Annotated in this window: 1 pseudogene; it reads right to left on the bottom strand. The window is 53.7% G+C overall.

Going from position 1 to position 499, the window contains the following annotated elements:
• Positions 1–289 (bottom strand): annotated as a pseudogene (locus tag EOA27_RS41790) (hypothetical protein); the annotation flags it as partial.
• Positions 290–499 lie beyond the last annotated feature (210 nt).

The raw sequence follows: 499 nt of genomic DNA, 5'->3' as shown, positions 1-499 counted from the left end.
CTAATCGCCCACCTAGAAGTTGGAGGCTATCCTCAAGGGTGTGATAGGAAGCCTTCTTCTCGTCTTCGACCCGTTCGATGATGGCATGTTCGACGTCGTCAAGATTCTTTGCGTTTTTGGGCGGTTGGTTCGACTCGCCACGTTCCTTCCCGCGACCGGCGAGATCCATATCGCGATCGATCTTGGCGACGTCTAGGCTGCTAAACAGCTGGGTACTCGCACGGAAATCATGGTTAGACTCACGCAAAGACTCGCGCAGCCTATTTAGCTTTTCGAATTTAGAACCCACGCCTACTACCCAGCCCCGTCACACCCCTGCAATGTGCTTCTATGCACAGTAGAGGCAAAGGGCAACTGTGCAGACGCAAATGTCCACTTTGTTATTAGGCGCTTATCCTTTGTGGCAGGGCAGTTGCAATTGGTTGCAAAAATCGATCGCTGGCCGACTGCTTGAGGCGGATTTGGACGACTCGTCAGCGCCCTTGGTGGCTCTGAGCGC

Origin of the sequence: Mesorhizobium sp. M2A.F.Ca.ET.037.01.1.1, from assembly GCF_003998075.1 — a bacterium.
Classification (GTDB): Bacteria; Pseudomonadota; Alphaproteobacteria; order Rhizobiales; family Rhizobiaceae; genus Mesorhizobium.
The sequence above is the reverse complement of the archived record's forward strand: the minus strand, read 5'-3'. Positions and strand labels throughout refer to the sequence as shown.